This window comes from Bradyrhizobium sp. 25ACV (genome assembly GCF_054863005.1).
The window spans coordinates 234,593-261,132 of record NZ_JAVAYO010000009.1 but is presented as its reverse complement, the minus strand read 5'-3'; the positions used below and the strand labels follow the sequence as shown (position 1 = coordinate 261,132).

Annotated in this window: 24 protein-coding genes; 13 read left to right on the top strand and 11 right to left on the bottom strand. The window is 65.3% G+C overall.

The window, feature by feature from the left end; genetic code table 11:
• Nucleotides 1-55 precede the first annotated feature (55 nt).
• Nucleotides 56-2,749 (top strand): bifunctional acetate--CoA ligase family protein/GNAT family N-acetyltransferase, encoded by a 2,694-nt coding sequence (locus tag RAD04_RS22350; RefSeq protein ID WP_461625487.1) that lies wholly within the window; start codon nt 56-58, stop codon nt 2,747-2,749.
• Nucleotides 2,750-2,760: 11 nt separating this feature from the next.
• Here RAD04_RS22350 and RAD04_RS22345 read toward each other — a convergent pair whose 3' ends face one another.
• Both RAD04_RS22345 and RAD04_RS22340 read right to left on the bottom strand, forming a co-directional pair.
• Nucleotides 2,761-3,249 carry a phage holin family protein gene (locus RAD04_RS22345; protein ID WP_461625486.1) on the bottom strand — a complete coding sequence of 163 codons (489 nt, stop codon included), beginning with the start codon at nt 3,247-3,249 and terminating at the stop codon, nt 2,761-2,763.
• Nucleotides 3,250-3,525 (bottom strand): hypothetical protein, encoded by a 276-nt coding sequence (locus RAD04_RS22340; RefSeq protein ID WP_092260902.1) that lies wholly within the window; start codon nt 3,523-3,525, stop codon nt 3,250-3,252.
• A 174-nt stretch (nt 3,526-3,699) separates the two neighbouring features.
• On the opposite strand from RAD04_RS22340, the gene RAD04_RS22335 reads away from it, so the two are divergent.
• Genes RAD04_RS22335 through RAD04_RS22325 form a run of 3 tightly spaced genes read left to right on the top strand, consistent with a single transcriptional unit; the run spans nt 3,700 to nt 6,713 of the window.
• Nucleotides 3,700-4,836 (top strand): ABC transporter permease, encoded by a 1,137-nt coding sequence (locus tag RAD04_RS22335; RefSeq protein WP_461625485.1) that lies wholly within the window; start codon nt 3,700-3,702, stop codon nt 4,834-4,836.
• Between the two features lie 2 nt (nt 4,837-4,838).
• Entirely contained in the window at nt 4,839-5,606 is a 768-nt protein-coding gene (locus tag RAD04_RS22330) for an ABC transporter ATP-binding protein (RefSeq protein WP_461625484.1), read from the top strand.
• A gap of 3 nt (nt 5,607-5,609) precedes the next feature.
• Nucleotides 5,610-6,713 (top strand): ABC-type transport auxiliary lipoprotein family protein, encoded by a 1,104-nt coding sequence (locus tag RAD04_RS22325; protein ID WP_461625483.1) that lies wholly within the window; start codon nt 5,610-5,612, stop codon nt 6,711-6,713.
• A 6-nt stretch (nt 6,714-6,719) separates the two neighbouring features.
• On the opposite strand, the gene RAD04_RS22320 is transcribed toward RAD04_RS22325, so the two are convergent.
• Nucleotides 6,720-7,037, bottom strand: coding sequence for a c-type cytochrome (locus tag RAD04_RS22320; RefSeq protein ID WP_461625482.1), 318 nt, complete (start codon nt 7,035-7,037; stop codon nt 6,720-6,722).
• Between the two features lie 154 nt (nt 7,038-7,191).
• Between RAD04_RS22320 and RAD04_RS22315 the strand changes: the two genes are divergently transcribed.
• The 3 genes from RAD04_RS22315 to RAD04_RS22305 all read left to right on the top strand — a co-directional run bounded on the left by RAD04_RS22315 (nt 7,192) and on the right by RAD04_RS22305 (nt 9,126).
• Complete coding sequence (locus RAD04_RS22315) at nt 7,192-7,905, top strand: helix-turn-helix domain-containing protein (protein WP_461625481.1); 714 nt, start codon at nt 7,192-7,194, stop codon at nt 7,903-7,905.
• 93 nt (nt 7,906-7,998) lie between these two features.
• On the top strand, nt 7,999-8,124 hold the full coding sequence (locus RAD04_RS22310) for a hypothetical protein (protein ID WP_461625480.1): 126 nt from the start codon (nt 7,999-8,001) through the stop codon (nt 8,122-8,124).
• Nucleotides 8,125-8,397: 273 nt separating this feature from the next.
• The gene (locus tag RAD04_RS22305) at nt 8,398-9,126 is read left to right on the top strand and encodes a Crp/Fnr family transcriptional regulator (protein WP_461625479.1); all 729 of its coding nucleotides are present in this window, start codon (nt 8,398-8,400) and stop codon (nt 9,124-9,126) included.
• Between the two features lie 10 nt (nt 9,127-9,136).
• Here RAD04_RS22305 and RAD04_RS22300 read toward each other — a convergent pair whose 3' ends face one another.
• Nucleotides 9,137-9,913, bottom strand: coding sequence for a cyclase family protein (locus RAD04_RS22300; protein WP_461625478.1), 777 nt, complete (start codon nt 9,911-9,913; stop codon nt 9,137-9,139).
• Between the two features lie 292 nt (nt 9,914-10,205).
• Here RAD04_RS22300 and RAD04_RS22295 point away from each other — a divergent pair, with 292 nt between their 5' ends.
• From RAD04_RS22295 to RAD04_RS22280, 4 genes are all read left to right on the top strand, one after another.
• Nucleotides 10,206-11,177: a TRAP transporter substrate-binding protein gene (locus RAD04_RS22295; protein ID WP_461625477.1), complete on the top strand. Its 972-nt coding sequence runs from the start codon at nt 10,206-10,208 to the stop codon at nt 11,175-11,177.
• 76 nt (nt 11,178-11,253) lie between these two features.
• Nucleotides 11,254-11,802, top strand: a complete 549-nt coding sequence (locus RAD04_RS22290; RefSeq protein WP_461625476.1) for a TRAP transporter small permease — start codon at nt 11,254-11,256, stop codon at nt 11,800-11,802.
• The gene (locus RAD04_RS22285) at nt 11,793-13,085 is read left to right on the top strand and encodes a TRAP transporter large permease (protein WP_461625475.1); all 1,293 of its coding nucleotides are present in this window, start codon (nt 11,793-11,795) and stop codon (nt 13,083-13,085) included. The genes RAD04_RS22290 and RAD04_RS22285 overlap by 10 nt, the downstream gene beginning before the upstream one ends.
• A gap of 21 nt (nt 13,086-13,106) precedes the next feature.
• A complete protein-coding gene (locus tag RAD04_RS22280) occupies nt 13,107-13,913 on the top strand; it encodes an SDR family NAD(P)-dependent oxidoreductase (protein ID WP_461625474.1) in 807 nt (268 codons plus the stop codon).
• Nucleotides 13,914-13,926: 13 nt separating this feature from the next.
• Here RAD04_RS22280 and RAD04_RS22275 read toward each other — a convergent pair whose 3' ends face one another.
• The 4 genes from RAD04_RS22275 to RAD04_RS22260 are packed head-to-tail and all read right to left on the bottom strand — an operon-like array spanning nt 13,927 to nt 18,212.
• Nucleotides 13,927-14,625 (bottom strand): molybdate ABC transporter substrate-binding protein, encoded by a 699-nt coding sequence (locus tag RAD04_RS22275; RefSeq protein WP_461625473.1) that lies wholly within the window; start codon nt 14,623-14,625, stop codon nt 13,927-13,929.
• Nucleotides 14,622-16,754 (bottom strand): xanthine dehydrogenase family protein molybdopterin-binding subunit, encoded by a 2,133-nt coding sequence (locus tag RAD04_RS22270; RefSeq protein ID WP_461625472.1) that lies wholly within the window; start codon nt 16,752-16,754, stop codon nt 14,622-14,624. The genes RAD04_RS22275 and RAD04_RS22270 overlap by 4 nt, the downstream gene beginning before the upstream one ends.
• Nucleotides 16,751-17,221: a (2Fe-2S)-binding protein gene (locus RAD04_RS22265; RefSeq protein ID WP_461625471.1), complete on the bottom strand. Its 471-nt coding sequence runs from the start codon at nt 17,219-17,221 to the stop codon at nt 16,751-16,753. Before RAD04_RS22265 ends, RAD04_RS22270 begins: the two co-directional genes overlap by 4 nt.
• A gap of 16 nt (nt 17,222-17,237) precedes the next feature.
• The gene (locus tag RAD04_RS22260) at nt 17,238-18,212 is read right to left on the bottom strand and encodes a tripartite tricarboxylate transporter substrate binding protein (RefSeq protein WP_461625470.1); all 975 of its coding nucleotides are present in this window, start codon (nt 18,210-18,212) and stop codon (nt 17,238-17,240) included.
• 232 nt (nt 18,213-18,444) lie between these two features.
• Between RAD04_RS22260 and RAD04_RS22255 the strand changes: the two genes are divergently transcribed.
• Nucleotides 18,445-20,535, top strand: a complete 2,091-nt coding sequence (locus RAD04_RS22255) for a molybdopterin oxidoreductase family protein (protein WP_461625469.1) — start codon at nt 18,445-18,447, stop codon at nt 20,533-20,535.
• On the opposite strand, the gene RAD04_RS22250 is transcribed toward RAD04_RS22255, so the two are convergent.
• Nucleotides 20,532-21,839, bottom strand: a complete 1,308-nt coding sequence (locus RAD04_RS22250; protein ID WP_461625468.1) for a caspase family protein — start codon at nt 21,837-21,839, stop codon at nt 20,532-20,534. The two genes, RAD04_RS22255 and RAD04_RS22250, sit on opposite strands and share 4 nt — an antisense overlap.
• Before the next feature lie 253 nt (nt 21,840-22,092).
• Between RAD04_RS22250 and RAD04_RS22245 the strand changes: the two genes are divergently transcribed.
• A complete protein-coding gene (locus RAD04_RS22245; protein WP_461620727.1) occupies nt 22,093-22,875 on the top strand; it encodes an enoyl-CoA hydratase/isomerase family protein in 783 nt (260 codons plus the stop codon).
• 144 nt (nt 22,876-23,019) lie between these two features.
• Here RAD04_RS22245 and RAD04_RS22240 read toward each other — a convergent pair whose 3' ends face one another.
• Nucleotides 23,020-23,448, bottom strand: a complete 429-nt coding sequence (locus RAD04_RS22240; RefSeq protein WP_018319272.1) for a GlcG/HbpS family heme-binding protein — start codon at nt 23,446-23,448, stop codon at nt 23,020-23,022.
• A complete protein-coding gene (locus tag RAD04_RS22235; RefSeq protein ID WP_461625467.1) occupies nt 23,441-26,449 on the bottom strand; it encodes an FAD-binding and (Fe-S)-binding domain-containing protein in 3,009 nt (1,002 codons plus the stop codon). Before RAD04_RS22235 ends, RAD04_RS22240 begins: the two co-directional genes overlap by 8 nt.
• Nucleotides 26,450-26,540 lie beyond the last annotated feature (91 nt).

The window sequence follows — 26,540 nt, the reverse complement described above, 5'->3', positions numbered from 1 at the left end:
TCCCGGCTTGATCGTCAACCATCGGAACCGCCGCTGACCCGGCGCATTTGCTTTCATGTCAACCTATCGCCTCAACAATCTGCTGGCGCCGCGTTCAGTTGCGCTCGTCGGCGCGAGCGCCCGTCCGGTCTCCGTCGGACGCGCCGTTCTGGAGAACATTCACAAGGCCGAATTCAAGGGGCGCTTCGGCCTTGTCAATCCACGCCATGCCGAAATCGGCGGCGTCGCGGCGGTGAAAAATCTGGACGGGTTGGACTTCGTGCCCGAGCTTGTGGTCATCACGGCGCCGGCGCGCGAGATTCCCGGTATCATCGACCAGGCCGGCCGTCGCGGATCGGCAGGCGCGCTGATCGTCTCCGCCGGGCTCGGCCACGGACCGGGATCTCTGCACGAGGCTGCAATCGCGGCGGCCCGCAAATACGGCATGCGGCTGATCGGACCGAACTGCCTCGGCATCATGATGCCGGGGGTCAGCCTGAATGCCAGCTTTGCCGCACACATGCCGGGGGCAGGCAGCCTCGCGTTGATCTCGCAATCGGGCGCGATCGCTGCCGGCATGGTCGACTGGGCTGCGCAGCGCGGCGTCGGCTTTTCCGGCATCGTCTCGATCGGCGATCAGATCGACGTCGACATCGCCGATCTGCTTGACTATTTCGCGATGGATCACAAGACCCGCGCGATCCTGCTCTACATCGAATCCATCAAGGATGCGCGCAAGTTCATGTCGGCAGCGCGCGCCGCCGCGCGCGTGAAGCCCGTCGTCGTGGTGAAGTCGGGGCGCATGGCGCAGGGCGCGAAGGCGGCCGCCACGCATACCGGCGCGCTCGCCGGCGCGGACGCGGTCTATGACGCGGCGTTCCGCCGCGCTGGTGTCCTGCGCGTCTCAGATCTGCGTGAGCTGTTCGATTGCGCCGAGACGCTCGGCCGCGTCGAATCGCCGACGGGAAAGCGTCTCGCCATCCTGACCAACGGTGGCGGCATCGGCGTCCTCGCCGTCGATCGATTGGTCGAACTCGGCGGAATCCCGGCGACCATCTCTGCGGAGGCGCGCAAGACGCTCGATGCGGCCCTGCCGCCGACCTGGTCCGGTGCAAATCCCGTCGACATCGTGGGCGATGCTGACGCCTCGCGCTACGCGGCGGTGCTGGAGGTGCTGCTGGCCGATCGCGACAATGATGCGGTCCTGGTTCTCAACGTGCAAACGGCGATCGCCTCGGCCGCCGAGATCGCCACGACCGTGACCGAGATCGTCGGGAAATATCGCGAGCAGCACCGCCGATGGGCCAAGCCCGTGCTGGCCGCCTGGGTCGGGGCCGATCAGCACATCATTCAGGCCCTTTCCGGGGCCGGCGTGCCGAACTATCCGACCGAGGACGACGCGGTGCGCGGCTTCATGCATCTGGTCAGGCACCGCGAAGTGGTGGAGGAGCTGAGCCAGATTCCTCCCGCGATGCCCGATACGTTTGTGCCGGATGCCCGGGGGGCGAGGCAGATCGTCACCGCCGCGATTGCGGACGGCCGTGAATGGCTCGAGCCGGTCGAGATCAAGCACCTGCTCGAGGCCTACGACATCGCGATGGTGCCTACCTATGCGGCAACCGATGTCGAGCAGGCGGTGGCTTATGCGAAGGAAATCTTCGCGCAGGGCGGCACCGTGGTGCTGAAGATCATGTCGCGGGACATCATCCACAAATCCGATGTCGGCGGCGTCGTGCTCAATCTGACGACGCCCGAGGCCGTGCGAGCGGCCACCTCCGACATTCTCGCCCGGGCGAGAAAGCTGCGGCCCGAGGCCCGCATCGGCGGGGTCATCGTCCAGGCGATGGTCGTCAAGGCGAAGGCGCGCGAGCTGATCCTGGGCCTCGCCGACGATCCCACGTTCGGCACCGTCGTGGTGTTCGGCCGTGGCGGCACGGCGGTGGAGATCATCAACGACAAGGCGCTGGCGCTGCCGCCGCTGGATTTGCAGCTCGCTCGCGATTTGATCGACCGCACGCGCGTGTCGCGGCTGCTAAAGGCCTATCGTGATGTGCCGGCGGTCAAGCAGGACGCCGTCGCCATGGTGCTGGTCAAGCTGGCGCAGATGGCGGCCGACATTCCCGAGATCCGCGAATTCGACATCAATCCGCTGCTGGCGGACGAAACCGGCGTGACCGCGGTCGACGCCCGCGTCGCGGTCGGGCCGCCGCAACGAAAGTTTGTCGGCTCAGGCCCTGCCAATTTCGCCGTTCGCGCCTATCCGTCGCAATGGGAGCGCCGCCTCAGGCTCAAGGACGACTGGCGCATCTTCGTGCGGCCGATGCGCCCCGAGGACGAGCCGACCATCCACGAATTCCTGCGTCACGTCACGCCGCACGACCTTCGCTTGCGCTTCTTCGCGCCGATGAAGGAGTTCACCCACGAGTTCATCGCGCGCCTGACCCAGCTCGATTATGCGCGCGCGATGGCCTTCATCGCCTTCGACGAGGCCACCGGCGAAATGGTCGGCGTGGTCCGGCTCCATTCGGATTCGATCTACGAGAGCGGCGAATACGCGATCCTGCTGCGGTCCGACCTCAAGGGCAGGGGGCTCGGCTGGGCGCTCATGCAGCTCATCATCAACTACGCCAGGTCGGAGGGGCTGAAAGTCATCTCGGGCGACGTGCTCAAGGAGAACACCGTGATGCTCGAAATGTGCCGGCAGCTCGGCTTCGAGGTCAAGCCCGATCCGGCCGAGCCCGATATCTGCGACGTCAAATTAAAGCTCTGAGCGCGCCTGCTTCAGGAGCGCGCTTCAGCCGAATTCGCTGAGGCGGACGTCTTGGAGGACGTCCGCAGGTTCCTGATGATGATCGCGATCAGCGGCACCAGCACCGGCACGATCGTGCTGAGCGGATGATGCACCGCGCCCGACACCTGGGTCTGGAGCGCGCGCGCCTCGAGCTGCAGGGCCTCGATGGAGGTGTCGTGGATTTCGTTGGCAAGCTCGATATCCCGGCCTGACGGAGCGCGGCCGGCGATTGCGAAGAGAGCGGCCGCGATGGCGAAATTGACGGCGCCGAGGATGGCCGCCGCGGCAATCGCGCTCCAGATCTGGACCAGCGCGAAATAGGCTGACAGCTCCAGCATCAGAAGCCCGAACGCCGCGATCAGGGCCGCAAAGGCACGCAAGCCGAGGCCAACAAGCAGATGGCGCAGCCTGATGTCCGCGATGATCCTGTCGGTGCGCCACAACGCGCGCAGATGTTTGACCACATTCTCGGTATTCACCTAGTGTCTCCTCAGCATGAAGCCGACAACGACGCCGAGCGCGAAGGCGGAGGCGAGCGAGGTGATCGGACGCTCCGCAATGAGACCCTGAAGCTGCGCCTGCTCTTCGTCCACGGTCTCGCCGAGCTCGGTCAGCGCGGCCCTGATCTGATCGGCGAGCGCCTCGGCGCGGTCCTTCGAGCTCTCGAACATTTCCTCGCCGGCGGTGCTCAGCAAGCGTGTGACGTCAACCTTCAGCGCCCGCAATTCTTCGCTCATCCTGTCGCTGTCGAACATGGACTCGTATCCCCATTGAATGGAAGCGAGCCTAAGGCTCGCCTACGCGTTCGCGCTTGATTTGCCTCAAGCGGTGGCCGCCGTCCGCATCTTGAGACAGGTCAAGCCGGCCGCCATATGCTGGCCTAGAAATACCGTCTGAATGGGGACCGATTGTCCCGATGAGGTGGAAGCGTGAACCACGAACCGCTGTTGCTCGCGACGCCGTCCGGCGACGCGCTGAACCTGCGCCCTGAAGGGCCCTGGACCGCCGCGAATGTGGTCACGCTGGAGACATTGTCCCGCTCGGTCGGTGAGGACGTCGATCGCTCGCGCGTCGTCACCCTGGACATGTCGGGCGTCAGTGCGCTCGACACGCTCGGTGCCTGGGTCCTGGAAAAGCTGTCGCGCAGGGCCGCAACATCGGGCAGATCGGCCGAATTCGTCGGCGTCGCCGATCATTTCAGCGGGCTGCTGGATGAGGTGCGCCAGGTCAACCGCCACACGCCGGCCCCGACGGCTGCGCTCAATCCGGTGCTGGCGAGGCTGGGCGACCTCGGCAAGTCCACGGCCGACGCGCGGGAAGACGTCACGATCTTCCTCCAGATGCTCGGCGCATTGTTCATGGCCGTGATAGGCGTGCTGCGCCGGCCGCGTTCGCTGCGGCTGACCTCGCTGGTTTATCAGCTCTACCGCATCGGGTGGCAGGCGATCCCCATCGTCGCGCTGATCACCTTCCTGATCGGCGCCATCATCGCACAGCAGGGCTTCTTCCACTTCCGCAGGTTCGGCGCGGAGTCCTACACCGTCGACATGGTCGGCATCCTGGTGCTGCGCGAGCTCGGCGTACTGATCGTCGCCATCATGGTCGCGGGACGGTCGGGAAGCGCCTACACCGCCGAGCTCGGCTCGATGAAGATGCGCGAGGAGATCGACGCGCTCTCGACCATGGGGCTCGATCCCGTCGACGTCCTGATCCTGCCGCGCGTTGCGGCCCTCGTCATTGCGCTGCCGATCCTCACCTTCATCGGATCGGTCGCCGCGCTCTATGGCGGCGGTCTCGTCGCGCAGTTCTATGGCGACATGGGGCCGGCGATCTACATCGCCCGGCTGCATGAGGCGATCTCAGTCACCCATTTCGAGGTGGGCATCCTGAAAGCGCCGTTCATGGCGCTGGTGATCGGGATCGTGGCCTGCAGCGAGGGACTGCGCGTCAAGGGCAGCGCGGAGTCGCTCGGGCGGCAGACCACGACGTCGGTGGTGAAGTCGATCTTCCTGGTGATCGTGCTCGACGGCCTGTTCGCGATCTTCTTTGCCTCGATCGGAATGTGACGATGGACGTATCGCAGGACGAGTTCGCGATCCGCGTCCGTGACCTCGTGGTCGGATTCGGCCGCCAGACCGTGCTCGACCATTTGTCGCTCGACGTTCGCCGGGGCGAGATCCTCGGGCTGGTGGGGGCGTCCGGCGGCGGCAAGTCGGTGCTGATGCGCACCATCATCGGCCTCATCCCGCGCCAGGGCGGGACCATCGAGGTCATGGGACAGCCCACCGGCGGCCACGGCCGCGGCGCAGCCACGACATGGGGCATCCTGTTCCAGCAGGGCGCGCTGTTCTCCTCGCTGACGGTCCGCCAGAACGTCCAGTTTCCCTTACGCGAAAATCTCGTCCTGTCGCAGGAGCTGATGGACGAGATCGCGATCGCCAAGCTCGAGATGGTCGGCTTGCGCGCCCAGGACGCGGGCAAATATCCGGCGGAGCTGTCGGGCGGCATGACCAAGCGCGTGGCGCTGGCGCGCGCGCTCGCGCTCGATCCGCCGATCCTGTTCCTGGACGAGCCGACCTCCGGCCTCGATCCGATCGCCGCCGGCGATTTCGACGCGCTGATCACGACGCTGCAGAAGACGCTGGGGCTGACCGTGTTCATGGTGACCCACGACCTTGCCAGCCTGACCACGGTCTGCGACCGCGTCGCCGCGCTCGCCGACGGCAAGATCGTGGCGATCGGCCCGATGCGCGAATTGCTGCAATCCGAGCATCCCTGGGTGCGCGCCTATTTCCACGGCAAGCGCTCGCAGATGCTGCAACACGAGATGAGATGAGACATGGAAACCCGCGCTCCCTACGTGCTGATCGGCAGTTTCGTGCTGGCCGCGATCCTCGCGGTGTTCGGCTTCGTCTATTGGCTGAACAACACCGGCGGCATCGGGCCGCGCACGAACTACCACGTGCAATTCCAGGGGCCGGTCCCGGGCCTGCTGGTCGGCGCCGGCGTGCTGTTCAACGGCATCCGTGTCGGTGAGGTGACCCAGCTCGGGCTCGCGCCTGATAACCCGCGCTTCGTCAATGCGACGATCTCGGTTGCGACCGCCACGCCGGTGCGTTCCGACACCAGGGTCGGCCTCGAATTCCAGGGCCTCACCGGCGTGCCGGTGGTGACGTTGGAGGGTGGCGCGATCGTCGCCAAAGCAGGCGAGCCCGTGACCTTGATCGCGGAGGCCGGTGCCGGCCAGAGCATGACGCAAGCGGCGCGCGATGCGCTGCGGCGGGTCGACACGGTGCTTCAGGACAATTCCGGCCCGCTGAAGGACACCATCGCGAATTTCAAGACGTTCTCCGACGGCCTGGCGCGCAACACCGGCAAGCTCGACGGCATCATTGCGGGCCTGGAGAAGATGACCGGCGGCGGGACGCCCGCGCAAAAAATCACCTACGACCTGCGCACGCCGAAGAATCTCGGGCCGGCCGGCAAGACGCTCTCCGCCTCCCTGGCCATTCCCGAGCCGACCGCGGTCGCAATGCTGCAGACCCAGCGCATGCTGTTCGCGCCCGTCGGGGACAGGCCGGGCTTTGCCGACTTTCTCTGGGCCGACAGCATTCCGAAATTGGTGCAGGCACGCCTGATCGACAGTTTTGAGAATTACGACATCGCCCACGCCCCGCTACGCACGAGCGACCTCGGTCAGGCGGATTACCAGCTCCTGATCGACGTCAGGCGCTTTCGGATCGCCACGGAGGGCGAGACACGGGTGGAGATCGAACTGTCGGCGCGGATCGTCGACAAGAACGGCAAGGCGGTGGCATCCCGCCTGGTCGAGACCAGCGAAAAGCTCGACAAGGTCGAGCCGGCCGCTGCAGTCGCCGCCTTCGATGCAGCCTTTGCCAGCATCGCCAAGGAGCTGATCGGGTGGAGCGTGCAGGCAGTGTGACGCCGTCTATTCCAGCGTCTTCAGGTAGGACAGGAGATCGTGGATCTGGTCCGGACTGAGCTCGAAGGCCGGCATGTCGTCGTGACCGGTGTAGATCCCTTCGGCCAGCGCCTCACCAAGGGTCTCGATCGGATAACGCTGGTGCAGCGTGCGCAGCGGAGGCGCGCCCTCGAGCGGGCTGCGGGAGATGCGGTCGATCGCGTGACAGCGTGCGCAATTGGCCCGTGCGAAGCCCTTGCCGCGTTGTTCGGCGGTCGGGGCCGCCAGAGCAGGCGTAAGCAGAAGCAGCCCAATCAGGCCGTGACGCAGGGCGGCTTGCAGCATGGACAGTGATTCCCGTCGAACTCTGCAAGCAGAATATGACGGGGATGCCACTCAGATTTGATCTCTGTCAATTGGCTCTGGCGCAGTGCAGTAAAATGCACCCGCGCGGTGGACTCGGCCAGGTGTCGGGAGCAGCCGGCGCGGGGAGCGGTGGATGAAGCCTTCCGTGGTCACGATTGAGCCGAACGGGCATTTTTGCAGCGATTGCGCCGTACGCGGCGCGGCGGTTTGTTCGTCGCTGGACGCGGCCGAACTCAGGGAATTCGAGCATCTCGGACGCCGCGTTCATTTTGACTCCGGCGAGACCGTGTTCTCCGAGGAGGACATGACGACCTCGTTCTACAATCTCCTCGAAGGCGTCATGCGGCTGTACAAGCTGCTGCCCGACGGCCGGCGGCAGATCGTCGGTTTTGCCTTGCCCGGCGATTTCCTGGGGATGAACATCTCCGGCCGGCACAATTTTTCGGCCGATGCGATCGGCGCGGTAACCGTGTGCCAGTTCGCCAAGGCGCCCTTCGGCCGTTTCATCGAAGACCGGCCGCTTCTGCTCAGGCGGATCAACGAGCTGGCCATCCGCGAATTGAGCCAGGCACGCGACCATATGGTCCTGCTCGGCCGCCGGTCCGCCGACGAGAAGGTCGCGACCTTCCTGCTCGGCTGGCGGGAACGGCAGGTCGCGCTCAAGGGGCTGTCCGACACGGTCCCGCTTCCGATGAGCCGTCAGGACATCGCCGACTATCTCGGCCTGACCATCGAAACCGTCAGTCGCACCTTCACCAAGCTGGAGCGTCACGGCGTGATCGAGATCATTCACGGCGGCATCAGCCTGCTCGATCCTGCCCGTGCCGAGGCGCTGGCCGCAGCCTGATAGCCCGTCCGCAACGTTCCGACGTTTTTGATCTCGATCAATGACGCCGGCCTGCTGCAGCAAAATAATGCCCCAGACTATCGGGAGGGGATAATGCCTGCTGACGCGTTGCTGGTGACCATTGTCGTCGTCGTGATCTTCGTCGCATTCGCCGCAGCTCTGGCCTGGGCAGACCGGCAAACCAGTGCAGGCCGGCTCGGTCCGGCTACCAAGCGCTGACCTCCTGAGGTCTTGATTTGCTCAGACGCGCCAACAGCCGACGCTCGGCCGGCGTGGCCGTCGCCAGCGCCTCAACGCAAGCGGGCTTGCGCTGCCTGCAACTCTGCATCGACCGGACCGCATCGGCGCAGCCTTCGGATGCAGGCTTTCGGCTCGAACGCGGCCTTTTCGCGGCATTTGCCACAAAACGCGCGGGTGCTTTCCGGTTGAAAAGCCTGATAACGTTGACTACGCAGGAACCTCAGTGCCTCGCAGTCTTAGGAGCCCCGCGGCGTGCCTCAGGACAAGACCGGCGACCCCCGACAGTCGGCGGGCAACAAACTATCGGTCCTGCGCAAGCACCCGATCTTCGCGGATCTGGAGCCGGAAGCGCTCGATCAGCTTTGCCGCTACGCCAAGCACACCAGCGTCAAGCGCGGCGCGACGATCGCTGCCAAGGGCGATCCCGGCAACAATCTGTTCGCGGTGATCACGGGGACAGTGAAGATTTCCTCCTCGTCGCCCGACGGACGGAACGCCATTCTCAATCTGATCGGTCCCGGAGAAATCTTTGGCGAGATCGCGGTGCTCGACGGCGCTCCCCGGTCGGCCGATGCGACCGCCAACACCAATTGCGAGCTCTACATCATCGATCGCCGGGACTTCCTCCCGTTCGTGAAGAGCCAGCCGGCGCTGGCGATGAAATTCATCGAGCTGCTCTGCGCCCGTCTGCGCTGGACCAGCCAGCAGGTCGAACAGGTCATCCTGCAGAATCTGCCGGGCCGGTTGGCGAGCGCACTGCTCGGTCTCACCGAGGAGCGCAAATTCGACTCCGGCAGCGGCACGCTCGCCATCACGCAGCAGGAGATCAGCGAGATGGTGGGGATGACGCGCGAGAGCATCAACAAGCAATTGCGCGCCTGGGCCGGCCGCAACTGGGTTCGCCTCGAGCACGGCGCCATCGTCGTGCTCGATACGGACGCGCTGCGCGAACTCGCCGAGAGCGGCCTCGACGGCGAGTAGTGGCGCCGTCTTAATCCTCGATGATCGCAACCGCGCGGGTCCAGCCCGCCGAGGCGCGTTCGATCTTCACCGGAAAGCATGAGACCGTGAAGCCGGTCGAGGGCAGCTGGTCGAGATTGTGCAGCTTCTCGAGATGGCAATAGCCGATGTGCCGTCCCGCCTTGTGGCCTTCCCAGATCAGGCCGGCATCTTTTGTTTCTGCATATTTCTTCGCGGTGTAGAGGAACGGCGCGTCCCAGCTCCAGCCGTCGGTGCCGGTCAGCCGCACGCCGCGTTCGAGCAGATACATGGTGGCTTCATAGCCCATGCCGCAGCCGGAATTGACGTAGTCGGCCTTGCCGAATTTGGCGCCGGCGCTGGTGTTGACGACCACGATCTCCAGCGGCGAGAGCGTGTGCCCGATGCGCTTCAGTTCCGTCTCGACGTCCTCAGCACTCGCCACGTAGCCGTCGGACAGACGCCGGAAGTCGAGCTTCACGCCGGGCTGAAAACACCATTCCAGCGGCACCTCGTCGATCGTCCATGACCGCTCGCCGCGGTTCATGGTCGGATGGAAATGCCAGGGCGCATCGAGATGCGTGCCGTTATGGGTCGACAGCGAGACCTGCTCGACGGCCCAGCCCTGGCCATCGGGCAAATCCTGCGCCTTGAGGCCTTCGAAAAATTGCAGCATGCGCGGCAGGCCCTGCTGGTGATCGATGTATTGGATGGTCGGATGGTTGCCCGGCGGATCGGCCGTCACGTCGTTTCTGAGCGGCACCGAGATATCGATCAGCTTCCGCGGCATGGGCATTCCTTCGAAATTGTCCGCTGTTTCGGACATCTTGAGGGGCCTCTCTTGGTCGCGTCAAGTCACGTGCCGGCGACGCAAGCCGTCCTGCCGGCTTCCACAACGACGCGAAATGCGCCAGATTGATTGATGCAACTGCTGCATCGATCAATGCCGGATTTGGCTTGGACATGGAATGCCGCGCGCCCTAGGGACGACATTGGCGCTTGACTTCACACCTGAAGGGGAGCGACCCAAGGCGGCCTGCAGCCTGCCGACAACGACATAATCAACCCAGGAGGAAGCCTAGATGAAGACACTCACCGGTATCATCGCAGCCGTTGCATTGGTGCTCTCAGCGCCGCTGGCGACCGCACGCGACTTCCGCTCCGCCGACATCCATCCCGCAGATTATCCGACCGTCGAGGCCGTCAAGTTCATGGGCAAGCAGCTCGCGACGGCGAGCGGCGGCAAGCTCGGCGTCAAGGTGTTTCCCAACGGAGCCCTGGGCTCGGAGAAGGACACCATCGAGCAACTCAAGATCGGCGCGCTCGACATGATGCGGATCAACGCGTCGCCGCTCAACAACTTCGTGCCGGAAACCATCGCATTGTGCCTGCCGTTCGTCTTCCGCGACACGCAGCACATGCGCACCGTCCTCGACGGGCCGATCGGCGACGAGATCCTGGCGGCGATGGAGCCGGCGGGCCTGGTCGGCCTTGCCTATTACGATAGCGGCGCCCGGTCCATCTATACCGTGAAGGCGCCGGTCAAGTCGCTCGCGGACCTGAAGGGTCTGAAGATTCGCGTCCAGCAGTCCGATTTGTGGGTCGGCATGATCCAGAGCCTTGGCGCCAACCCGACGCCGATGCCGTATGGCGAGGTCTATACCGCGCTCAAGACCGGCCTTGTGGACGCCGCCGAGAACAACTGGCCCTCCTACGAGTCGTCGCGCCATTTCGAGGCCGCCAAGTTCTACAACGTCACCGAACACTCGCTGGCGCCCGAAGTCCTCGTGATGTCCAAGAAGGTCTGGGACACGCTGAGCAAGGAGGATCAGGCGATGGTCCGCAAGGCGGCAAAGGAATCGGTGCCGGTCATGCGCAAGCTGTGGGACGAGCGTGAGCAGGCTTCCCGCAAGACCGTCGAAGCGGCCGGCGTTCAGGTCGTCACGATCGCCACAAAGCAGGAGTTCGTCGATGCGATGAAGCCGGTCTACGACAAGTTCGCCGGTGACGAGAAGCTGAAGGGCCTCGTCAAGCGCATCCAGGACACCAAGTAAGACCATCGCGCCGGGGCCGGTGTCGCCGCGGGGCGACGCCGGATCTTCGCAAGGCGATGCTGGCAAGGAGACGCCGATGACAGACCCACACGTCGCAAGCCACGAGCAGGAGGTCGCCGGACCTCCGTCGACTGGCTTGCTGTCGCGGATCAATGCCCCCATCGCTCGCCTGGGCATGTATCTGTCGGTGACCGGGCTGCTCGTCATCGTCACCATCGTATTCTACCAGGTGTTCGGACGTTACGTGCTCAACTCCAGCCCGACCTGGACCGAGAACCTCGCACTCGTTCTGATCCTCTACGTCACGCTGATCGGCGCCGCCGTCGGCGTGCGCGATGCCGGGCACATCGGCATGGACAGCCTGCTGGTCATGCTTCCGGATCTTGTGCGCGAGAAGATCGAGATCGTGATCCACGTTCTGGTAGCGATTTTCGGTGTTGCGATGGTCTACAACGGCTGGATCCTCGGGGCGTCGGTAGGCACCGTGCATATCCCCAATCTCGGGTTGCCTGAGGTGATCCGCTACGTGCCGCTGATCGCTTCCGGCGTCATGATCGTCTCCTTCTCGATTGAACACATCATTGCTCTCCTGCGCGGCGAAGAGGTCGTCCCCTCATGGAACTGATCATTCTCGGCGCCACGTTCTTTGGCTTCCTGATCCTCGGTGTCCCCGTCGCCTTCGCGATCGGCCTCTCCGCAATCTGCACCATCCTCTATGAAGGCCTGCCGGTCGCCGTCATCTTCCAGCAGATGATGTCGGGGATGAACATCTTCTCGTTCCTGGCCATCCCGTTCTTCGTCTTCAGCGGTGAGCTGATGCTGCATGGCGGCGTTGCCGACAAGATCGTGCAGCTCGCCAAGAATCTCGTCGGGCACATCCGCGGCGGCCTCGGCATGTCGAACGTGGTCGCCTGCACCCTGTTCGGCGGCGTCTCCGGATCGCCCGTGGCCGACGTCTCGGCGATGGGCGCGGTGATGATCCCGATGATGAAGAAGGAAGGGTTCGACACCGATTACGCCGTCAACGTCACCACCCACGCCTCGCTGGTGGGTGCGCTGATGCCGACCAGCCACAACATGATCATCTATGCGCTCGCCGCCGGCGGCAAAGTCTCGATCGGCGCGCTGATCGCTGCCGGCCTCTTGCCGGCGATGGTGCTGATGATCTGCATGCTGGTTGCCGCCTATGCGGTCGCGGTGAAGCGCGGTTATCCCGCCGGCAAGTTCCCGGGCTGGTCCGAGGTGTTCCGCTGCTTTGCCGCCGCGCTGCCGGGCCTGCTCATCGTCGGCATCATCCTCGCTGGCATTCTCTCCGGCGTCTTCACGGCCACCGAGTCCGCCGCCGTCGCGGTCACCTACACGATCCTGCTGACGTTCTTCATCTACCGCACCATGACCCTGCCGAACTTCCTGCGCGCGGCAGCCAAGGCGGTGAAGACGACGGGCGTGGTGCTGCTGCTGATCGGCGTCTCCACCATGTTCCAATACCTGATGGGACTCTACGAAGTCGCCGACTTCGCCGGCGATCTCATGAGCAAGGTGTCCTCGCAACCCTGGGTCATCTTCCTGCTCATCAACATCATCCTGTTCGTGCTTGGCACCTTCATGGACATGGCTGCGACCATCCTGATCTGCACCCCGATCTTCCTGCCGATCGCGATGAAGGCGGGCATGGATCCGGTGCAGTTCGGCATGCTGATGCTGATCAATTGCGCGCTCGGTCTGAACACCCCGCCGGTCGGAACCACGCAGTTCGTGGGCTGCGCCATTGGCGGCATTTCGGTGGGCGCGGTGATGCGCACCATCCTGCCGTTCTACGCCGCGCTGATCGCAGCATTGATGTTCGTGACCTACGTCCCTGCATTCTCGCTGTGGCTGCCCCGCCTGCTGATGGGCTACAAGGGCTAGCAGCTACAGGAGAAGCTATCAGTGACTGACTATCGCAAGCTCTTTGATCTCACCGGCAAGACGGCCGTGGTGCTCGGCGCCGCATCGGGCATCGGCAAATCGTCGGCCGAGGCGCTGGCTGGGCTCGGGGCCCGCGTTGTCTGCGCCGATCGCGCGCTTGACGCCGCGGAGGCGACCGCCGCCGGCATTCGCGACAACGGCGGCTGGGCCGAAGCAGCCAGCTGTGACGCCGCAAGCGCTGCGGACGTCAACGCGCTGGCCAAAGTCGTGATGCAGAAATTTCCCCGGCTCGACATCGCGGTGACGACGCCCGGTCTCAACATCCGCAAGACCATCCTCGACTACACCGAGGAGGATCTCGACCGTGTCCTCAACCTCAACGTCAAGGGCACGGTGTGGTTCTTCCAGGCCTTCGGCCGCATCATGGTCGCACAGAAGGGCGGCAGCATCATCGCCTGCTCGTCGGTGCGCGCGGTGACCATCGAGCCGGGCCTCGGCGTCTACGGCTCGACCAAGGCGGCGATCGGCCTGCTGGTGAAGGGCTTTGCCTCCGAGGTCGGCCATGCCGGCGTGCGCGTCAACGCGATCGCGCCGAGCATCGCCGAAACCGCGCTGACCGGCCCGTTCAAGCAGCGGCCTGACATCTATAATCTCTACGCCGGCCATACCGTGTTCAACCGCTGGAGCAGCGCCGACGAGGTCGCGACTGCCGTGGCTTATCTCGCTTCGGATGCCGCGAGCTATGTCAGCGGCAGCACGATGTTCGTCGATGGCGGCTGGACCGCCGTCGACGGCCCACCGACAGGCCTCACCCAGCTGCACAAATAGGACGTCATCGGCTCTAGCCGGTAAAGCCGGCGCGCCGGCGCAGGTCCTTCCGATCTGCGCCGGTCAGCAACGCGATCAGCGCGGCCGCCTCTTTCGGATGCGCTGCCCTCGCGGTCACGCCGGCCGTGTACATCGTCACGAGTTCGCAGCCGGGCGGCAGCGCCCCTGAGAGTGCAATGCCGTCTGTCGCGATGATCTCGGTCGCCTGCGTGCATCCGATCGGCCGCGTCGCTGTGGATGCCGCGAGCTCTCGCATCGCGGTTGCGCCGTTCGGAAAGATCTTGAGGCGCGATGCCACCTCATAGGCGATGCCGAGCTGGTCCAGCACTTTGGCGACATGCTGTCCCGCGGTCGAGGCCTTGGTGTCAGGGACGTAGATCGCATCGGCGCTGCGCAGTACCTCGCGCAGATCGGCCTCGGTCTTCACCGTCACTTTGGCATCGCGGCTCCGGACCGCCAGCGCGGTCTCGACCCGGCCGACATCCGTAATCGAGGAGGGGACGACGAGTTTCTCCTCGGCCAGCCTCGCAAGCAGTGCCTGCGTCAGGATCACGACATCGGCCGGCGTGCTTGCGCGCAGCTTGTCCGCCATCACGCCGACCGCGCCAAACTCGCCATCGATACCGAGGCCGGTTTGCGCCTTGAAGGCCTCGGTGACGCCATGCACCAGGCCTTGTGCCGCGCCTCCGCTCAAAACGTTCACTGTCGTCAAGGCGCACGCTCCATCGCTGCAATGATCCTGTCGCGCGTGATCGGCAGGTCGCGCACGCGCGCGCCGAGGCAATCGTAAACTGCATTCGCGATCGCCGCCGTCACCGGGCCATGCGCGGCTTCGCCGGCGCCGACTGGCTCGATTTCCGGCCGCAGGATGATCTCGACGTCGACTGCCGGCACCTCGCTGAAGGTCAGGATCGGATAGTCAGTCCATGATGTCGAGGTGATGCCGGTGCGGTCGAAGCGGACGCGCTCCTTCAGCACCCAGCTCGTGGCCTGGATCGCGCCGCCCTCGATCTGGTTGATCACGCCGTCCGGATTGATGGCCTCGCCGACGTCGACTGCAAGCGTCAGCCGCTTGACGCGGATGTCGTCGGTGCCCTCGATCTCGGCAATCGCGGCGCAATAGGCGCCCGTGTTCTTGTAGCGGGCAAAGCCGATGCCGTGACCGATGCCCGATCGCCTCTGCGGCTTCCATCCGGCACGTCGCGCCGCGGCGCGGATGACGTCCCTGGCCCGCTCGTCACGCAGATGCCGCAGGCGGAACGCGATCGGATCTTCGCCGCGCAGGGCAGCGATCTCGTCGAGCAGGGATTCGATGGCGAACACATTGCCTTGCCCGCCAAGCGTCCGCAGCGCCGAGGTGCGCACCGGCATGGTCAGCAGCCGGTGGCTCGTGATCGTCCAGGCCGGGAAGTCATAGAGCGGGACGGAGTTGCGGTCACCGCCGCCGCCATTGGCGGCTGGGGGGTTTGTCGAGATCATGCGGGGATAGGGATTTGCGATCTCGGTTGCCGCGAGCAGCGCCGGCTGCGCCGCGCGTCCCGGCCTTGCTGCATGACCGTTGCTCCAGATCGCATGGCGCCAGCCGGCGATCTCGTTACCTGCGTCGAGATCGGCCTCGATCTCGATGGCCATCGCCGCCCCAAAGGGCGCGTGGGACATCTCGTCGTGGCGTGACCACTGCACGCGCACCGGACGGCCACCGACCGCCTTCGCGAGCAGCACGGCATCCAGCGCGACGTCATCGGCCGCATTGTGTCCGTAGCAGCCGGCGCCCTCGATGTGCTCGACGACGATGTTCTCGGCCGGCAGCTTAAGCACGATCGCGAGATCGGCGCGCAGCAGATAGACGCCCTGGCTGTGCGTCCAGACATGGACACGATCGCCGCCCCATTGTGCGATGGCGCAGGACGGGGCGATCGAGGCGTGGGCGATGTAGGGGCGGGTGTATTGCCGGCGGAGCGTTTGGGCGGGCTTGTCCGCCGGCCCCGCCGCCTTAGTGTCGATGACGGTGGTCTCGACCGGTTGGCTCTTCAAAAAGCCCGCCAGATCGTCTTCATCGGGCAGCGGCTCGCCGGCCGACCATGTCGCGCCCTTGCGCAAGGCCTTGAGCGCGGCGTCCGCCGCCGCCTCGTTGTCGGCAACCACGCCGGCAAAGCCGCCGTCGCGGACGATCGCAATGAGGCCGGGGACGGCGCGTGCAGCCTCCTCATTGAATGCGATCAATCTGGCGCCCGAGATATCCGGCCGCAGCACCCGTCCGTGCACCAGTCCCGGCAGCGCAAGGTCGTGGATGAAACGCGGCCGCGCGAACACCTTGTCGGGAATGTCGACACGCTGGACCGAGTGTCCGGCGACGGTGCGCCCGGCGGCACTCTTCGCTGTCGGGCCTGCGGTGGCGTCGTGGTCGAGCGAGACCTCGTCCATCAACTCCCAATAGCTGGTCCTGACATTGCCGGGACCCGAGATGGTGCCGTCATCGATATCGAGCAGCGATACATCGACGCCGAGACGTTCCGATGCCGCGCGAAGGAAGCACTGGCGGACCTCGGCACAGACCTGGCGCAGCGCGCGGCCGGACTGCTGGATCGAGAGACTGCCCGAGGTAACACCTTCATTCGGGCTGGTCGCCGTCGAGGCGCGGATCATCTCGATCCTGACGATCTCGACGTCGAGTTCGTCTGCCGCGATCTGCGCCAGCGCCGTGACGATGCCCTGGCCGATCTCGACCTTGCCGGGCGAGATTGCCACACGGCCGTGATCGGTGAACCGCACCCAGGACGACAGCTTCGGATTGGCAACGAGGCTGACCAGCAGTTTCGGGGCAGGGGAGGGCGAGCTCATGAGGCCGCCATCTCTGCCGCCGCACGCAACACGGCGCGGACCATGCGGTTGTGCGACCCGCAGCGGCACAGATTGCGATCCAATGCGGCCCTGACCTCTGCCTCCGTCGGGGACGGCTTGCGCTTCAAGAGTGCCGCCGCGCTGACGAGGATTCCGGATACGCAGTAGCCGCACTGCATCGCCTGTTCGGCGATGAAGGCGCGTTGCAGCGGATGCGGCTGCTCCACTGTCCCGAGGCCTTCCACCGTGATGACGTCCTTGTCCGCGACCGACCACAACGGCATGTCGCAGGAGGCCATCGCGCGGCCGTCGACCATGACGTAACAGGCACCGCACTCGTTGGCGCCGCAGCCGAAATGCGCACCGGTGAGGCCGAGCCGGCCGCGCAGCACATCGAGCAGCGTCTGATTGGGCTCGGCACCCACGGCCGTGGCTGCGCCGTTGAGCCGGAAATGAATGGTCGGCATGCTCGCTCTAAAGGCCTCAGGACTTGTCGAATTTCTTGACGACGTCGGCCCATTTCTCGATGTCGCCGCGCAGGAACTTGTCGAACTGTTCCGGCGTCATCGACATGGGCACGGCGCCCTGTTCTGTCCAGAGCTTGACGATGTCGGGCCGCTTCACCATTGCGTTGACGGCTGCATTGAGCTTGTCGATCACGGGCTTCGGCGTGCCGGCCGGCGCCATCAGGCCGAGCCAGATGGTCGCCTCGTAGCCTGCTACACCGGCTTCGCCTGCCGTCGGCACATTCGGCAGCACGGTCGAACGCTGCTTGCCGGTCGTGGCGAGCGCGCGGACCTGATTTTCGCCGATGTTCGCCGCCATCGCCGGCACCGCGTCGATCATCATCTGCACTTGTCCGCCGATCACGCCGCTGCGCGCCTCGCCGCTGTTGCGATAGGGAACGTGCACGACATCGATGCCGGCCATGGCTTTGAACAGCTCGCCGGCCATGTGGTAGGGCGTGCCCTGGCCCGAGGAGGCGTAATTCAGCTTGCCCGGCTGCGCCTTGGCGAGCGCGACGAACTCGGCCAGCGTCTTCGCCGGGACCTGCGGGTTCACCACGATGACGAGATCGGAATAATTCACCGGCGTGATCGGCGCGAGGTCGCGCATCAGCTCGTATTTGCGTTTGTCCGCCGTCAGCAGCGATTCATTCGCGGTCTGGGTGTTGGACATCATCAGCAGCGTGTAACCGTCGGCCGGCGACTTCACAGCTTCCACGGTGCCGATGACGCCGCCGGCGCCGGTGCGGTTCTCGACCACGAAGGGCTGACCAAAACTCTCCTGGAGCACGTTGCCGATCAGCCGGGCGGCGACGTCGGCCGGCCCGCCCGCGCCGAACGGCACGACGATACGGACCGAATGGCTGGGATAATCCTGCGCGAATGAGGGGGCTGCGGAGAATGCGGCAAGCAGACCGGCCGCCAATGCCAGCACGGATCTTCGGGCGATCATGCCCACCTCCCTGATATCGTTCTTGTTGGCCGGCACTGTAGCGGCAGGGAATGCGGACTGTCGACGGCTCACAAAGCTAATTGTATCAGGGAATATCGCGCGGTTTTCGGTGTGACCGCGCCGCCTTCGCGCTTGCAGCAGGAACCCGCGGCGCGCGCTTTGAGGAAATCGCATGGGCCGTGCCGGATAAATGCGCTCGGCTGGCTGGTATTTTGGTGTTACGAACTGGGACATGAACCAGCACGCCAAAATCGAAATCCGCCATTCGACCTGTCCGCATGATTGTCCCTCGGCCTGTGCCCTCGATGTCGAGGTGATCGAAGGCCGCAGCATCGGCCGTGTCCGCGGTTCGAAAAAGCAGACCTACACGGCCGGTGTCGTCTGCGCCAAGGTCGCCCGCTACGCCGAGCGCATCCATCACCCCGAGCGGGTCACGTTTCCGATGCGCCGCGTTGGGCCGAAGGGCTCCGGGCAATTCGCGCGCATCTCCTGGGACGAGGCGCTGGACGAGATCGCGGAGCGCTTCAACGCCGCCGAGCGCGAGTTCGGTGCGGAATCGATCTGGCCCTATTATTACGCCGGCACGATGGGTCTGGTGATGCGCGACGGTCTCAACCGCCTCACGCATGTGAAGAAATATTCGCGCTTCTATCAGACCATCTGCGCCAATGTCGCGCGCATCGGATTCGCGATCGGCACCGGCAAGATCGCTGGCGTCGATCCGCGCGAGATGGCGCTGTCCGACCTCGTCGTGATCTGGGGCACCAATCCCGTCAACACCCAGGTCAACGTGATGACGCACGCCTCTCGTGCGCGCAAGGAGCGCGGCGCGAAGATTGCTGCGGTCGACATCTACGACAACGAGACCATGAAGCAGGCTGATATCAAGATCATCCTGCGGCCCGGCACCGACGGCGCCTTTGCCTGCGGCGTCATGCATGTCCTGTTCCGCGACGGCTATGCCGACCGCGCCTATCTGGACAAATACACGGATTGCCCGGCCGAGCTCGAGGCGCATCTGGAGACGCGCACACCGGAATGGGCGTCCGCGATTTGCGGCGTGCCGGTGGCGGAGATCGAAGCGTTCGCGAAAGCGGTTGGCGAGACCAAGCGCACGTTCTTCCGCTTTGGCTACGGCTTTACGCGCAGCCGCAACGGCGCGACGCAGATGCACGCGGCAAATTGCATTCCCGCGGTGACCGGCGCCTGGCAGTATGAGGGCGGCGGCGCCTTCTTCAACAATTACGCGCTGTGGCATTTCAACGAATCCATCATCGAGGGCCACGACGCCATCGACCAGAGCATCCGTGCGCTCGACCAGTCCAAGATCGGCCGCATCCTCACCGGCGATGCCGAGGCCCTGCGCGGCAAGGGGCCGGTCAAGGCGATGCTGATCCAGAACACCAATCCGATGACGGTGGCGCCGGAGCAGGCGCTGGTCAGGCAGGGCTTTGCGCGCGAGGACCTGTTCGTCGCGGTGCACGAGCAGTTCATGACCGAGACGGCGCAAATGGCGGACATCGTGCTGCCGGCGACCATGTTCATGGAGCACGACGACCTCTATTACGGCGGCGGCCATCAGCACATCTCGGTCGGTCCCAAGCTGATCGATCCGCCCGGCGAATGCCGCTCCAACCACGAGGTGTTGCAGGCCCTGGCGCCGCGGCTCGGTGCCAGGCATCAGGGTTTCGAGATGACGCCGCGCGAACTGATCGACGCGACCTTGAGGCTGAGCAACCACGGCGACATCGGCGGCCTCGAAGCCGACATCTGGCGCGACCTGCAACCGGACTTCCGCACCTCGCATTATCTCGACGGCTTTGCCCATGCGGACGGGAAATTCCACTTCAGGGCCGATTGGGCGCATCCGCCGTTCGGTGTGACCATGGGCGATTTCGACAAGATGCCTGATCTGCCGGACCATTGGGCGGTGATCGAGCACACGGACCAGACCCATCCGTTCCGGCTCGCGACCAGCCCCTCGCGCAGCTTCCTCAACACCACCTTCAACGAGACGCCGTCCTCGCAGGCGCGCGAGGGCAAGGCGAGCGTGATGATCCATCCCCTGGATGCCGCCGCGCTCGACATCGCCGATGGCGATGCGGTGACGCTCGGCAACCCCCGCGGCGAGACCACGCTGGTGGCGACGCTGTTCGACGGCGTGCGGCGCGGCGTGCTGATCGCGGAGTCCGTTCATCCCAACAAGAACCACATCGGCGGTCGCGGCATCAACATGCTGACCGGAGCCGAAGCCGTGGCGCCGATCGGCGGGGCCGCGTTCCACGACAACAAGGTCTGGATCAGGAAGGCTGCGACCGCTTAGGGGCTGCACTCGGTGACGCCGTAGCCCGCGAACTCCTTTGCAATGTTCGGGTTCATGGACTTTGCCTGTGCGATATCGGTGGCGCCGTCGCCGCCGTTCTTGCGGGTGGCGATGCCGCGGCCGAACAGCGACGATGACGAGCGCGGGTTGCGCTGGATCGCGTCGGTGTAGTCCTTGATCGCCTCAGTGGTCCGGCCGAGCTTGAGGTTGACGAGCCCGCGGCTGTCGAGCGCATCGCTCAATCCGGGATCGACCTGGAGCGCCAGATTGCAGTCGGCGAGCGCACCCTGCAGATCGCCGGTCGCCGCGCGCGTCCAGCAGCGATTGTTGAGCGCCTCGCCATCCCCAGGATTGCGACGGATCACGACGTCGAAATCCTGCATGGCGAGCGCGTAGGCGCGCTTGATCGCGTAGACTTGGCCGCGCTTGTAGCGCGAGGCGACATCATTAGCATTCGCCGCGATCTTGCGGCTGAGATCGGCGATGATCGGATCCCTGGCGAGATCGTCGGCGCTCGGCGGCGGCTCTGCCTGCGCCACCTCGCAGACCGGTTTCTGCGGCTCGGGTTTCGGGGGCTCCGGCTTGGTCAGGTCGCCGATCTTGTTGTCGGGCGGCCGCGTCACCGAACCTGCGAACGAGAATTCCGTGGTCAGCGAGGACGACAGCCACGGCACCTGCTCGCGCTTGGTCGCGGCGACCACGCCATTCTTGGTGTTGGTCAGGGCCTGCTCGGCGCTGACGTTCGGCGCGCGCATCTCGCGCAGCAGTTCGGCGACGAACAGGCCATGCTCGGTCTTGCCGCTGGCCGCGACCGCACCGAGCGCGGCGGAGTAGAGCACGAGCGAATTGCTCGGCGCGATCGCCGGCGCAAGGCCCGCCGAATAGCGGCGGAAGCGCCGTTCGAACGGGTTGCGGCGCGAGGCGTCGATCAGCGCGATCTTGATCGCGGCGCCGCGCGTGCTCATCTCGGCGAGGATCGCATCAAGGCTGAAGCCGTCGCGCGCCACATCCGGCTCCGTCCAGATCTGCGCGTCGACCGGAAGCAAATAGGTCTGCCGGTTGGACTGGATGGCAAAACCGTCGAAGAAGATCAGCGCCACCGCGCCGCGTTCGATCCGGGCATAGAAGCGATCCAGCACCTGCCGCATGGCGTCGGCCGTGAGATTGTTCTGGCGGTCGACGACGAAACCGTCGCGCTTCAATTCTTCGGTGACGTCCTGGGCGTCGTTGGCGACCTCGTTCAGCACGAACTCGTTGTCGGGATATCTCGCATTGCCGATCAACCAGTGCCAGTTTTGCGGCATCGGCCGCGTGGCTTGCGGGCGCTGCGCTCAGCGCGAGCATGCCTGTCAGCAATGAAATCATCGCGGCGCGCATGAAATGGCTCATCGGTGATCAAAATCTCCGGTCAGGATAGCGGTCGTCACCCTCAATTCAATCGCCAAGCGAATTTGCGCGCACACGCTATGGTGACACGGCGTTGCAGATTGCCCTTGCGCGCGCCGCCCGTCCTGCCGCAAATGGCTGCAAAACGGATGGCAAGGAAGCGAGCGTATCATGACCGACACCACAGCAATCATCACAGAGAAGCGCGGGCAGGCGTTCTGGATCACCATCAACCGGCCGGAGAAACGCAACGCGCTGAACGGCGAGGTCATCGCCGGCATCACCAAAGGCTATCGCGACGCACATGACGACAAGGACGTCCGCGTCATCGTGCTGACGGGCGCGGGCGACAAGGCGTTCTGCGCGGGCGCCGATCTGCAGAATTCCGGCGCGGCTTTCGCGATGGATCATTCCAAACCAAATGTCGACTATGCCGATCTGTTACGTTTGTCACAGAACGCCACCAAACCGGCGATTGCGCGGGTCGGCGGCGTTTGCATGGCCGGCGGGATGGGCCTGCTCTGCATGACCGACATGGCGGTCGCGGCCGATCACGTCGTCTTCGGCCTGCCGGAGGTGAAGGTCGGCGTGTTCCCGATGCAGGTGCTGAGCCTGCTCCAAACTATCGCGCCGCCGCGCCTCGTCAACGAATGGGCGCTCACCGGCGAGCCGTTCGATGCGAAGGCGGCGCAAGCCGCGGGCCTGCTCAACTACGTCGTGCCCACCGCCGAGCTCGATGCCAAGGTCGACTGGCTGATCGGCCGCATCGTCGACAAATCCCCGACCGCGATCCGCCGCGGCAAATACGCCATGCGCGCCATCGCCTCGATGTCATTCGACGAGAGCATCGCCTACACCGAAAGCCAGATCGCGCTGCTGGCAATGACCGAGGACGCCAAGGAAGGGTTGAAGGCGTTCAGCGAGAAGCGGAAGCCGGTCTGGACGGGAAGGTGAGGGGGCGCAACCGCGCACACAACTCGCAGGGTGGGTTAGCGTAGCGTAACCCACCGCTTCTGCTGCCGTAGAGAAAGAAGAGGTGGGTTACGCCCTGCGGGTCGCGCTTTGCGCGCCCACAGTGCTAACGCACCCTACGGCATGTCACCCCGCGTTGGGCTTCAGCCCCGCCGCCTGGATACCCGCCACCGCGCAGGCCTCGTCATTGTCCGAGGTATCGCCGGAGACGCCGACAGCGCCGAGCAGCGTCGCGCCGTCCATGATCAGGACGCCGCCGGGGACCGGCACCAGCGCGCCCTTGGCGATGGTGTTCACGGCGTCAATGAAAAAGGCCTGCTCCTGGGCGCGCTGGAACAGGGCGCGCGAGCCCATGCCCATGGCGAGCGCGCCATAGGCCTTTCCGTGGGCGATCTCGCCGCGCATCAGGCTGGTGCCGTCCTGCGCCGCCGCGAGCTTGAGCACGCCGCGCGCGTCGAGGATGGTGACGACCAGCGGCTTCAGCTTGAGTTCGCCGGCCTTCGCGAAGGCGGCGTCGAGGATCTTGCGGGCGGTGTCGAGGGTGAGGTCAGCCATGGCTGGTTTCCTTTGCAGCAGTTGAGGTGGAATTGGTCTCGGTACGATCGAGGCTCATCGCCAGCACGCGCGCGACGTGAAGCGCCTCGCGCTGGGTGCCGTCATGGATCTGGTGGCGGCAGGAGGTGCCGTCGGCAACGACCAGCGTCGTCAGGTCTGCGCGCCGCACGGCGGGCAGCAGCGACAGCTCGGCCATCTCGATCGAGGCATCATAGGTGTCCGCGCCATAGCCGAACGCGCCGGCCATGCCGCAGCAGCTCGACTCGATGGTCTCGACCGCAAGGCCCGGGACGAGCCGCAGCACCTGCTCGACCGGCTTGAAGGCGCCGAAGGATTTTTGATGGCAATGGCCGTGCACGACGGCCTTCTCAGCGACGGTGCCGAGGGGCAATTGCAGCCGGCCGGCCTCGGCCTCGCGCACCAGAAATTCCTCGAAGGTCAGCGCGTGCGCGCCGACCGCCTTGGCGTCGTTGTCCTTGCGCAGCGAGGCGAGCTCGTCGCGCAGCGTCAACAGGCAGCTCGGCTCGAGGCCGACGATCGGCACGCCGCGCGCGGCAAAGGGCGCAAAGGCAGCGACCAGCCGATCGAGCTCGACCCTGGCTTCATCGACGAGGCCGGCGGACAGGAAGGTGCGGCCGCAGCAGAGCGGGCGGCTGCCGCTCAGCGCCTTCGGCAGATGCACGCGATAACCGCCGGCCGCGAGCACGCGCAGGGCGGCATCGAGGTTCTCGCGCTCATAGATGCGATTGAAGGTGTCGGCGAACAGCACGACCTCACGGCCATCGACGGGCCCGACCACGTCAGCCGCTGGCGCAAAAACGTCGCTGCGGAAGGCGGGCAGGGCGCGGCGCGCGCTGATGCCGGCAAAGCGTTCGAACAGCTTTCGGAGCAGCGGGCTGCGGTTGCGCAAATTGGCCAGCGGCGCCAGCCGCGATGCGAGGCCGGCATAGCGCGGGAGATAACCGACCAGGCGGTCGCGCAATCTCAGGCCGTGCGAGGCGGCACGCGCGGCCAGCACCTCGATCTTCATCTTGGCCATGTCGACGCCGGTCGGGCATTCGTGGCGGCAGGCCTTGCAGGAGACGCAGAGTTTCAGCGTATCCATCATCTCGTCGGAGGACAAAGCATCCGGGCCGAGCTGGCCCGAAATCGCAAGGCGTAGCGTGTTGGCGCGGCCGCGGGTGACGTCCTTCTCGTTGCGCGTGGCGCGATAGGACGGGCACATCACGCCCCCCTCGAGCTTGCGGCAGGCGCCGTTGTTGTTGCACATCTCGACCGCGCCCTGGAAGCCGCCGCCGGCGCCGGGATAAGCCGACCAGTCGAGCTTCGTCTTCAGCTCGCCGACGCGATAGTCGGGCTTGAAGCGGAACAGCGAGCGGTCGTCCATCTTCGGTGCATCGACGATCTTTCCGGGATTGAGCACGCCATCGGGATCGAAGCGCTGCTTCACCTCCCTGAAGTCGGCAACGAGGCGTTCGCCGAACATCGTCTCGTGAAACTCGGAGCGCACCAGGCCGTCGCCATGCTCGCCGGAATGCGAGCCCTTGTACTCGCGCACCAGCGCGAAGGCCTCTTCGGCGATGGCGCGCATCGCCTTGACGTCCTTCTCCAGCTTCAAATTCAGCACCGGGCGCACATGCAGGCAGCCCTCGGAGGCGTGCGCATACATCGTGCCGCTGGTGCCGTGTTTGGCAAACACCTCGTTCAGCCGTGCGGTGTAGTCGGCGAGGTGCGGCAGCGGCACCGCGCAATCCTCGACGAAGGAGACCGGCTTGCCCTCCTGCTTCATCGACATCATGACGTTGAGGCCGGCGGCGCGGAAATCGGCGATGCCGCTCTGCAATCCAGGCTCGGTGATTTCGACCACGCCGCCCCATTTGCGTTTGTCGTTGGTCCAGCCGAAGCCGAGATCGCCCATGAGCTCACCGAGCTGTTTCAGGCGCACGAGATTATCGGCCTGGTTCTCCTCGGCGAACTCGACCACCAGCACGGCGTCCGGATCGCCCTTGATCGCGGTGGAGATAATGGGGCGGAACATCGTGATGTCGCGGCCGAGCGCGAGCATGGTGCGGTCGACCAGCTCGACCGCGATCGGCTTCAGCTTGACGAGATGCTGGGCCGCATCCATCGCCTCGTAGAAGCTGCCGAAATGACAAACGCCCAGCGCCTTGTTGCGGATCACGGGCCACAGCTTCAGCTCGACTTTGGTGGTGAAGGCCAGCGTGCCCTCGGAGCCGACCAGGAGGTGCGCCATGTTGTTGCGCGCATTGCGCGGCACCAGCGCATCGAGATTGTAGCCGCCGACGCGGCGCTGCACTTTTGGAAAGCGCGCGGCGATCTCGTCGGCCTCGCGCGTGCCGAGATCGAGCATGTCGCGGAATAGGGCGCGTGCGCTGTTGCCGGCGTCGAGATCGGAGAGATCGCGCGAGACCTCGCCGTAACGGCTCAGCGTGCCGTCGGCGAGGGCGGCCTCCATCGACAGCGTGTTGTCGCGCATGGTGCCGTAGCGCAAGCTGCGTCCGCCGCAGGAATTGTTGCCGGCCATGCCGCCGATGGTGGCGCGCGAGGCCGTGGAGACGTCGACCGGGAACCACAGGCCATGTTTTTTGAGCTGGCGGTTGAGATCGTCGAGCACGATGCCGGGCTCGACCACGCAGGTGCGGCCTTCGACGTCGAGCGAGAGGATGCGGTTCAGGTGTTTCGATAGATCGACCACGATCCCGTCATTGACGGTCTGGCCGCATTGCGAGGTGCCGCCGCCGCGCGGGGTGACCTTGCGGCCCTCGTCGCGGGCGATCGCCAGTGCCAGCAAGGCCTCGTCCACGGTCTTGGGCACGACCACGCCGGCCGGCACGATCTGGTAGAACGAGGCGTCGGTGGCGTAGCGGCCGCGGCTGAAGCGGTCGAACAGGACGTCACCGGTGATTTCCCGGGCCAGGCGTGCCGCCAGGCCGCCCTTTTGAGCCGATTCCGGTGATTTTCCAGCCACTTCCGCCGCCATGGTCCGCTTTCGCCTGTTCGCCGGCACCGTCTTGCCTCCCGTCACGGCCCTTGGCAAGCGAGCCCTGCTTCTTGGGCATTGACGGACCTCG